The organism is Thiomicrospira sp., from assembly GCF_036568485.1.
Classification (GTDB): domain Bacteria; phylum Pseudomonadota; class Gammaproteobacteria; order Thiomicrospirales; family Thiomicrospiraceae; genus Thiomicrospira.
The window spans coordinates 25,885-35,113 of sequence record NZ_DATCSL010000114.1 but is presented as its reverse complement, the minus strand read 5'-3'; the positions used below and the strand labels follow the sequence as shown (position 1 = coordinate 35,113).

The 9,229-nt window shown below is 43.9% G+C and carries 9 protein-coding genes; 7 read left to right on the top strand and 2 right to left on the bottom strand.

The features are described from left to right. The 3 genes from glnL to VIM91_RS10915 all read left to right on the top strand — a co-directional run. Window positions 1-894 (top strand): nitrogen regulation protein NR(II) (gene glnL / locus VIM91_RS10925; protein ID WP_331864844.1); only part of this gene is annotated, 894 nt, incomplete at its 5' end. After that, complete coding sequence (gene ntrC, locus VIM91_RS10920) at window positions 891-2,339, top strand: nitrogen regulation protein NR(I) (RefSeq protein WP_331864843.1); 1,449 nt, start codon at window positions 891-893, stop codon at window positions 2,337-2,339. The genes glnL and ntrC, both read left to right, overlap by 4 nt. Before the next feature lie 45 nt (window positions 2,340-2,384). Next, window positions 2,385-3,155: a hypothetical protein gene (locus tag VIM91_RS10915; protein ID WP_331864842.1), complete on the top strand. Its 771-nt coding sequence runs from the start codon at window positions 2,385-2,387 to the stop codon at window positions 3,153-3,155. Window positions 3,156-3,223: 68 nt separating this feature from the next. Here the strand turns inward: VIM91_RS10915 and VIM91_RS10910 are convergent, their stop codons facing one another. After that, window positions 3,224-3,562: a P-II family nitrogen regulator gene (locus tag VIM91_RS10910; protein ID WP_029935030.1), complete on the bottom strand. Its 339-nt coding sequence runs from the start codon at window positions 3,560-3,562 to the stop codon at window positions 3,224-3,226. Between the two features lie 2 nt (window positions 3,563-3,564). After that, window positions 3,565-4,485: an archaetidylserine decarboxylase gene (gene asd, locus VIM91_RS10905; protein WP_331864841.1), complete on the bottom strand. Its 921-nt coding sequence runs from the start codon at window positions 4,483-4,485 to the stop codon at window positions 3,565-3,567. A 215-nt stretch (window positions 4,486-4,700) separates the two neighbouring features. On the opposite strand from asd, the gene VIM91_RS10900 reads away from it, so the two are divergent. The 4 genes from VIM91_RS10900 to VIM91_RS10885 all read left to right on the top strand — a co-directional run bounded on the left by VIM91_RS10900 (window position 4,701) and on the right by VIM91_RS10885 (window position 9,226). Continuing rightward, the gene (locus tag VIM91_RS10900) at window positions 4,701-5,921 is read left to right on the top strand and encodes an argininosuccinate synthase (RefSeq protein WP_331864840.1); all 1,221 of its coding nucleotides are present in this window, start codon (window positions 4,701-4,703) and stop codon (window positions 5,919-5,921) included. A gap of 21 nt (window positions 5,922-5,942) precedes the next feature. After that, window positions 5,943-6,446: a phosphatidylglycerophosphatase A gene (locus tag VIM91_RS10895; protein ID WP_331864839.1), complete on the top strand. Its 504-nt coding sequence runs from the start codon at window positions 5,943-5,945 to the stop codon at window positions 6,444-6,446. A gap of 42 nt (window positions 6,447-6,488) precedes the next feature. Continuing rightward, window positions 6,489-6,782, top strand: a complete 294-nt coding sequence (locus VIM91_RS10890) for a rhodanese-like domain-containing protein (protein ID WP_331864838.1) — start codon at window positions 6,489-6,491, stop codon at window positions 6,780-6,782. Between the two features lie 110 nt (window positions 6,783-6,892). Next, window positions 6,893-9,226: a transporter substrate-binding domain-containing diguanylate cyclase gene (locus VIM91_RS10885; RefSeq protein ID WP_331864837.1), complete on the top strand. Its 2,334-nt coding sequence runs from the start codon at window positions 6,893-6,895 to the stop codon at window positions 9,224-9,226. The last annotated feature ends 3 nt before the right edge of the window (window positions 9,227-9,229 follow it).

The window sequence follows — 9,229 nt, the reverse complement described above, 5'->3', positions numbered from 1 at the left end:
CTACCAGGCCTGGTGGATGATTTAACGAGTTTTGGTGAACAACGTTTAACGATTCACGAATATCAAGTTCAACTTCCTGATTTACAGCGCATCCGTATTAGTTGTACTTTTTCAAACTACGAACATAACGGTCAAGACGGCTGGCTAGTTGAGTTGTTTAATACTGAACGCCACCACCGTATTGTTGAAGAAGATGAGCGTTGGCATCAGTACGAAGCGGGGAATTTATTAGTAAAAACCTTGGCGCATGAAGTCAAAAATCCGCTGGCCGGCATTTATGGCGCAACTCAGTTGTTGCAAAAACGTTTTCAACAAGACACTAAGGCCTTGAGTTTTTTAGATGTGATTGCCAGAGAGGTGCAGCGTTTAAAAAACTTAGTGGATTCGATGTTAGGTCCACGACAAAGCGCGCAAAAGGAATTGCATAATATTCACGAGGTGATTCGACACGTATTAAGTGTCACCAAGCCTGAGTTTCCAGCGAATGTGCAGTTGATGCTGGATTATGACCCGTCGATTCCAGAAATTCTGATGGATTTTGAAGCCATGATTCAAGCACTCATGAATTTGGTAAAAAATGCCATGCAAGCTATGGAAAAGCACGGTGGCTTGATCACTATTCGTACGCGTGTTGAACGCAAGTTTACACTAGGAACCCAAACCTTCCCTCTGGTTGCAGTCGTCAGTATTCACGATGAAGGTGAGGGCATTCCAAAAGAAGTGTTTGATTCGATTTTTTATCCGATGGTGAGCAGTAAAAAAGAAGGCACAGGTTTGGGCTTGCCTGTGGCACAAAATATTGTGCGTCAACACGGCGGCTTGATTGTTGCGGAAAGTGAACCTGGCCACACTGTATTCCATATCTATATTCCGTTTGATAGAGGTGAAGCATGACATTAAAAACACAACCCGGTGAGGCTCAAGTTGAGCCGATTGTATGGATTGTTGATGATGATGCTTCGATTCGTTGGGTATTGGAAGCCGCGTTGGAAGATAAACCTTACCAGGTAAAATCATTCGATTCGCCAACCTTGGCGTTAAAGCATTTGGATGAGTTTCCACCTACTGTCATTGTCAGTGATATTCGTATGCCGGATATGGATGGCTTGACGTTTATGGAAGCCATCCACGAGTTTGATAAAAACATTCCAGTCATCATAATGACCGCACATGCTGATTTAAATACCGCAGTGCGTTCCTACCAAAGCAAGGCGTTTGAATATTTACCTAAGCCTTTTGATATTGATGAGGCCCTGAGCCTGGTCGACCGGGCAATCAAACGTCAGATGTCTGGCGGGCGTGCCAGCCGGTCACGGGTTGAATCTGCGGCAAACAAGCAACCACTTAATATTATTGGTGCCGCACCGGCAATGCAGGAAGTGTTTCGTATTATTGGGCGGGTGTCTCAGTTGGATGTGACCGTGTTAGTTAATGGTGAAACCGGTACGGGTAAAGAGCTGATTGCTCAAGCTTTGCATGAACTGAGCCCACGTTCTAATAAACCGTTTGTCGCACTGAATACTGCCGCGATTCCACGAGAGCTGCTGGAGTCAGAATTATTTGGTCATGAAAAAGGTGCGTTTACCGGTGCGCATTCTCAGCGTATTGGGCGTTTTGAGCAAGCGCATGGTGGCACGCTATTTCTCGATGAGATTGGTGATATGCCAGTCGATTTGCAAACCCGTTTATTACGCGTATTAAATGATGGTAGTTTTTATCGAGTAGGGGGGCGAGATCCGATCCGAGCCGATGTGCGTATTGTGGCCGCGACTCATCAAAACATGGAGCAACTGGTACGAGATGGCCATTTTCGTGAAGATTTGTTGTATCGACTCAATATTATCCGTATCAAGATTCCACCCTTACGTGAACGTCGAGAAGACATTCCGTTGTTATTGAAATTTTATATGAACAAAGAAGCCCAATCGCTTGGATTGGAAGAAAAACAGTTTGAAAAAGAAGTCGAACGGTTTTTATCCAACTTGGCTTGGCCGGGGAATGTCCGACAGTTGCGCAGTTTATGCACTTGGCTGACGATTATGGCACCAGGCAAGTTGGTGCATATGGAAGATTTACCGTTAGAGTTGCGTTCAGTCACGCCGCGGGTTGACTCGGATACGCAAGAAGATGACTGGCAAACCCCTTTACGTCATTGGGCAGAAGCCTTTCTGAATTCCGGTAAAGAAGGGCTACATACAGCAGCTGAACCGATGTTTGAAAAGGTGTTGATCGAAACCGCGTTGCAAGCCAGTCATTTTCACCGTCAAAATGCGGCGATTCAGTTGGGCTGGGGGCGTAATACCCTAACACGTAAATCTCAAGCCTTGGGTTTGGATTAACTCGGGTTTGAGACTCCTGTTGTCGTTCAAATTGAGAAGGTTAAAATGATCTGGGAAGCTTGGCAATATCTCACCACCTCAAGCTCCAAATATGCGCGCCAAATGGGGTATTTGTATGAGTCGGTGGCCATGTCCGCACGCGCGAAACGTTGTCAGACCAGCTGGGAACCACATTATCACAACTGTCGATTGGCGATTGCACAGGCCGTTGCTCTGTGTGAAACCAAACGCAAGGTTTTGTTATTTGGCGCCGGCACACTGAAGGATATTCCGCTGAGCTTGTTAAGTGAAGCATTTGAGCAGGTATGCTTAGTTGATATTGTGATTACACGTGATGCACGTCAAAGGTTGGCGGCCTATTCTAATATTGAAGTTATTGAAGCCGATGTAACTGAAAGTCTCGCCTCATTACAGGCTGGTATTTTGAATGTAACCAGCCCGAAAGCCTGGTTGGATGATGAATCAGTTGACTTAGTGGTGTCGCTAAACTTGATCACTCAATTGCCTTTGTTGCCCGTGCGTTGGCTGCAAAAACGCTTTCAAATAAGTGATGTTCAGGCTGATCGGATTGGGCAAGATTTAATTCAGGCGCATTTACATTATTTGCAGCGTTTTCAAGCTCGCGTCTGTTTAATTGCCGATCGAATTGATCGAGAGTTTAATCGTCAGGACGAAATAACGGATGAGTTTGATCCTTGGTGGGGCGTAAAATCGCCGCCGGCAAGTCGAACTTGGCAGTGGGAGGTGGTGTCGCTTTCTGAGAGTGGTTTAGCTAAGCGCCGTCAGCTAAATGAAGTGGGGGTGTCTTATTGGTAACGAGGTCTAACAAGAGGCCATCAAAATCAAGAGTCAAATGATGGCATCTTATTAATTTGCTAACCTAATTAAAGCGCTTCAGGCCCCGTTTCGCCTGTGCGAATTCGAATGGTTTGTTCAATGCTGGTAACAAAAATCTTACCGTCACCAATTTTGCCAGTTTGGGCGGCTTGCACAATCGCATCAATCGCACTATCAACCACTTCATTCGCGACCGCAATTTCTAGTTTTAACTTGGGTAAAAAATCGACCACATATTCGGCGCCGCGGTACATTTCGGTGTGGCCTTTTTGGCGGCCGTAACCCTTCACCTCAATCACGGTCATGCCGTGAATACCTATGTCATGTAATGCATCGCGAACGTCGTCGAGTTTGAAAGGTTTAATTATTGCCGTGATCTGTTTCATGATTAATAGCCTCCAGTGGCATGTTCATCAAGTTCATCGTTGTCGTTGTAATCTGTCTCTGTTTCCGGTTGGTTAGGAAACTCAAAGGCTTCGCCCATTTTAATAAAGCGTTCGGTTTGTTCCGCTAAGGCTGGGAATTGATTTTCTGGGGTAAGTAATACCACGGTTGAACCCATATTAAACCGACCAATTTCATCCCCTTTTGCAAAATAGTGTGGTTCGTGCTGATAATCCCAGTGTTGCAAGGTGGGCGCATAAGGTGGGGTGATTTTACCTTGAAAAACGGTTTCCATGCTACCTACAAAAATGGCGCCAACCATTACCAAACAAAACGGGCCATGCTGGCTTTCAAAACGCAGCACTAAGCGCTCGTTGCGTGCAAATAATCCTGGCACCAATTTAACCGTGGACGGATTCACTGCAAACAAATCCCCAGGTACATAGGTCATGGAGACGAGTTTACCGCTGATTGGCATATGCACACGATGATAATCTTTAGGCGATAAATAAATCACGGCAAAGTCGCCATTTTTAAACTGATCGGCATAGTGAATATCACCACCCACCAAGGCTTCTACACGGTAGTCATGGCATTTGGCTTGAATCATACGGTTGCCGTCTAAAGAGGCCGATTGACTAATAACCCCATCTGCTGGGCTGACCCATACATCGTCTCCTTCATGTATCGGACGCGCTTCGGGTTTTAATGCGCGTGTAAAGAAGTGATTGAAGTCCTGATAGTACTCAAGATCACTATGCACAGCTTCGGTAATATCAATTTTGTATAGTTTGCTTAAGGCTTTAATGGTTTGGTTTTTGATCCAAGGCTGCTTGATTTGCATAAACCAATGCATGCCACTCGATAGCAGGTGTTTGGGCAGGATGTACTGTGGAACGACTTTTACGTAATCCATTAACGACATATTAAATTTAGCCTTTTATTTAAACGAAGGATTATTCGAGCAGCCCTAAAGCATAATTATGTCTGATAGACATGCCCTAAAGCTTAGGATTTTAAGGTATAATTCCGCAAAATTATAGGGTTTAGGCCAGTTAAATTTTCAAACCACGAAGCACCAGGCCTGGTGCTTGATTTGAAAGGCTTTCTGGTAAGAATTTAGATTAAAAGGAAACAAGCATGTCGCAAGTTAAAAAAGTAGTACTGGCTTATTCAGGTGGATTAGATACCTCAATTATCGCGAAATGGTTACAAGATGAATATAAGTGCGAGGTGGTGACCTTCACGGCAGATATTGGTCAAGGCGAAGAAGTTGAGCCAGCACGCGCGAAAGCGCAAGCAATGGGGATTAAAGAAATCTACATTGAAGACTTGCGAGAAGAATTTGCGCGTGACTTTGTGTTTCCAATGTTTCGTGCCAATGCAATTTACGAAGGTGAATATTTATTAGGTACCTCGATTGCGCGTCCACTTATTTCAAAACGCTTAGTCGAGATCGCCCAACAAGTGGGTGCGGATACGATTTCGCACGGCGCAACAGGTAAAGGCAATGACCAAGTACGTTTTGAATTGGGCGCTTATGCCTTAATGCCGGATGTAAAAGTGATCGCACCTTGGCGTGAATGGGATTTGAACTCACGTGAAAAGTTGATGGCTTATGCCGAGCAACACAATATTGCGATTGAAAACAAAAAAGGCAAAAAGTCGCCTTATTCAATGGACGCCAATTTGCTCCATATTTCTTATGAAGGCGGCTTACTGGAAAATCCGTGGAACGAGCCGGAAGAACCTATGTGGCGCTGGTCAGTATCACCAGAAGCGGCACCGGATACGCCAACTTATATTGAGTTAACTTATGAAAAAGGCGATATCGTTGCGTTAAATGGTGAGAAGTTATCGCCTGCCACTATTATGGCCGAGTTAAACAAAATTGGCGGCGCTAACGGCATTGGTCGTGATGATTTGGTGGAAAACCGTTTTGTGGGCATGAAGTCGCGTGGTTGTTATGAAACCCCAGCGGGCACCATTATGATTAAAGCGCATCGCGCGATTGAATCATTAACCTTGGATCGTGAAGCCGCTCATCTTAAAGATGAATTGATGCCTAAGTATGCCAAGTTGGTTTATAACGGCTTCTGGTTTAGCCCGGAGCGTGAAATGTTGCAAGCGGCAATTGATAAGTCACAAGAAACCGTTAACGGTGTGGTACGCCTAAAACTTTATAAAGGCAATGTGATTGTGGTTGGTCGTAAATCAGAAAACAGCTTGTTTGATGAGTCGATTGCCACCTTTGAAGATGATAAAGGCGCCTATAACCAAAAAGACGCGGAAGGCTTTATCAAATTGAATGCATTACGTTTACGCATTGCGGCACGTAAGCGTCAATCTAACAAAGCTTAAGCTTAAACAAAGGCAAATAATATGACCAATCCAACTTGGTCTGATCTGCTCAAAAACCCAGCTTTAATGCTGGGTTTTGGTTTTGGGTCAGGCTTATTACCCAAAGCGCCTGGAACAGCCGGAACTTTGTTAGGCACCTTGTTATTCATTCCATTGATCTTGTTTAGTATGTCGCTGGCCTGGTTTGTGTTTGCGCTGGCTTTATTAGCGGGTAGTTGGATTTGTGGGCGCTCAGCTGAGTTGGTGGGTGTGCATGATCATGGCGGCATTGTTTGGGATGAATTTGTCGGGGTCTGGTTGGTGTTGTTATTGTTACCCAGCGCGGCTTGGAATGATGACCACCAGGCCTGGTGGTGGTTGGCTGCGTTTGTGGTGTTTCGTTTTTTTGATATTGTCAAACCCTGGCCAATTCGTTGGGTTGATGCCAAGGTATCAGGCGGATTTGGCATTCTGCTAGACGATGTTTTGGCGGCCGTATTTTCCCTTATAGGGATATGGGTTATTTATATGAGTATTTTGGTTTAGTATCCTGTATATTAGCCCCCAATTATGTATTGGAGTTAAACGATGTTTATTTCTTGTGAAGACACAAAACAATTGATTAAAGACAAGCAAGCTCAGCTTGTCGATGTGCGCACGCCTGAAGAGTTTATGTCAACTCAATTACCGGGTGCGATTAATATACCCCTGCATGAAATTGATCAGGTAGCAGCACTCAAACTTGATAAAAGCCGTCCAGTTGTTGTGTTTTGCCGCTCAGGCCAACGCTCTTATATGGCGCAGCAGATTTTAATGGGGCAGGGCTTTATGGATGTTCATAATATGGGACCTTTTTCCGCCTGGTTCCAATGTCCGGACTAGTGGCGATTAATCATTAAATTCTAATAATCCTTATTCGTACGAATTTTTGATTGGCAAGCTCTGCAAGTTTCGCTATATTGGTTTAAATCCCTTATGTCAGAGAGTATTCGGTGTTTCGTACGTTTGTTAGCCATATTTTAGGGTTCTTTCTAACCAGCTTCTTGCTGGGGTTTAGCTTGACGCTTCAAGCTAATGAATCGGTGACCTTGCAGCTAAAATGGCATCACCAGTTCCAGTTTGCTGGATATTATGCCGCAGTCGAAAAAGGGTTTTTTGCTGAAGAAGGATTGGACGTAACGCTACTAGAGCGCGATCCAGAAGCAAATAATATCCTACAAGTTCTTAATGGCGAAGCCGATTATGGCATAGCCGATTCTGCTTTATTTCTCTATCAAGCCCACAAAGTCGGTGTGCGTATTGTCGCTCCGATTTTTCAACACTCGCCCAATGTTTTAATTACTTTAAAATCATCAGGCATTCAATCACCACAAGACCTGGTTGGTAAACGTATACGTTTTTACCAAAACGATGCGGAAGGCTTTCCAATTATGGCGATGTTGGCGGAGTATCGAATTTTAGAGCAGGGCGTCATTCGCCAGCCTTTCACAAGAGACTATGACGTGCTGTTAAATGGCGAAACCGACGCGATTTATGGTTACAGCACTAATGAGCCTTACTTATTGCGGCAGAAAGGTGCAGATGTACACATTCTAAATCCGGTCAATTACGGTATAGATGTATACGGCGATATGCTGTTTACGACTTCAACCGAAGCCGAAAATAACTATGAACGTGTTGAGGCGATGCGTCGTGCGGTGATTAAGGGTTGGGAATATGCTTTGGATAACAAAGCTGAAATCGCCCAGTTAATTGTTGATAAATATCCCACCACTAAAACGTTTGATGCGTTGATGTTTGAGGCACAAGGCATTGAACAAGCCGTATCGCGTTTTACTGTACCGATTGGCACGATTGATCATGGCCGCTTGCAGCATATTTCTAAACTGTTTGCCCGTCATGGTCTGCTGGATGTTGAGTTTTCGATCGATAAAAATATCTACAATCGTCCTGAATATCATTCGGGTGAAATTAAACTAACACCACAAGAAGCGGCCTTTATTGCAAAAAATAAAACCATTCGAGTCGGTATTGATCGTAACTGGTATCCGTTTGATTTTGTTAATAAACAAGGTCAGCATGATGGTATAGCGGCCGATTATTTAAATTTATTATCGCAACGCCTAGGCTTAATTTTTGAAGTCGAGCGCAATGGTGATTGGTCGAACACCTTGCGTTTGATGCGTGAAGGTCAAATCGATGTATTGGCGATGGCGGCCAATACACCAGAGCGATCAAAATTTGCCAGTTTTACTCGACCTTACTTACGTTCACCGATGGTGATAGTCTCGGATCAAACGGTTGAGTTTCTTGATGGCGTGAATGGTTTGCAAGCTCAAAAAATTGCGGTGGTTAAGGATTATGCATCACATGAATGGTTGAAAAATCACCACCCTGAGCTTGATTTATTAGAAGTGGATACAACCACAGAGGGACTAAAAAAAGTCGCGCTTGGGGAGGTTTTTGCGTTTGTTGATAACCTGGCTTCCGTCAGTTTCTTGATTAAACAAGAAGGTTTGGTGAATTTAAAAATATCCGGGCAACTACCTTATTCTTTTGATTTGGCAATGGGTGTACGTAACGATGAACCTATACTAGTCAGTATTTTGCAAAAAGGATTGGACTCAATTACGCCTAAAGAGCAAGACGCGATTTATGAAAAATGGGTACGTTTAGAATATGACACGCGTGTTGACTATTCAAAAGTGTTACCCGCTTTTATCGTCATTTTTATTATTTTCTTGGTCGTGGCTTTATATACGCTGCGTTTAAGAGCGCTGCATGGTCGTCTTCAAGTGGCGGAAGAGATGCTGATCGAAAAAAATGCGGAACTTGAAAAACTCTCGATCACCGACAAATTAACCGGAGCGTTTAATCGACATAAGCTTGATGCGGCATTACAAGAACACATCGCGGTAGCGCATCGTTATGATCGCGCATTATCGATTATTCTATTTGATCTGGATTTTTTCAAAAGTGTAAACGATCAATACGGACACCAGGTTGGAGATGAGGTGTTGCAAGTCTTTACGCGCTTAGTTAAACAAAACGTTCGAAAAAGTGACGTGTTTGGTCGTTGGGGTGGTGAAGAGTTTTTATTAATTTGCCCTGAAACCAGTCGGTCTCAAGCTGTTGATTTAGCAAATAAAATCAGATGGATTATTTCTGATTTCCATTTTAAAGAAGGTTTTTATCAAAATGTGAGTTGCGGTGTGACCGACCTGAAACCTGGTCAAACAGCCGATCAATTGATTTCTTATTGCGATAAATTACTTTACGAAGCCAAAAATACAGGCCGTGATCGAGTGATTACGGATAAAGATTAGTTC

Excerpts from the sequence above, each read along its gene's own strand:
- ntrC (WP_331864843.1), top strand. The coding sequence starts at position 891 with ATGACATTAAAAACACAACCCGGTGAGGCTCAAGTTGAGCCGATTGTA.
- VIM91_RS10915 (WP_331864842.1), top strand. The coding sequence starts at position 2,385 with ATGATCTGGGAAGCTTGGCAATATCTCACCACCTCAAGCTCCAAATAT.
- VIM91_RS10910 (WP_029935030.1), bottom strand. The coding sequence starts at position 3,562 with ATGAAACAGATCACGGCAATAATTAAACCTTTCAAACTCGACGACGTT.
- asd (WP_331864841.1), bottom strand. The coding sequence starts at position 4,485 with ATGTCGTTAATGGATTACGTAAAAGTCGTTCCACAGTACATCCTGCCC.
- VIM91_RS10900 (WP_331864840.1), top strand. The coding sequence starts at position 4,701 with ATGTCGCAAGTTAAAAAAGTAGTACTGGCTTATTCAGGTGGATTAGAT.
- VIM91_RS10895 (WP_331864839.1), top strand. The coding sequence starts at position 5,943 with ATGACCAATCCAACTTGGTCTGATCTGCTCAAAAACCCAGCTTTAATG.
- VIM91_RS10890 (WP_331864838.1), top strand. The coding sequence starts at position 6,489 with ATGTTTATTTCTTGTGAAGACACAAAACAATTGATTAAAGACAAGCAA.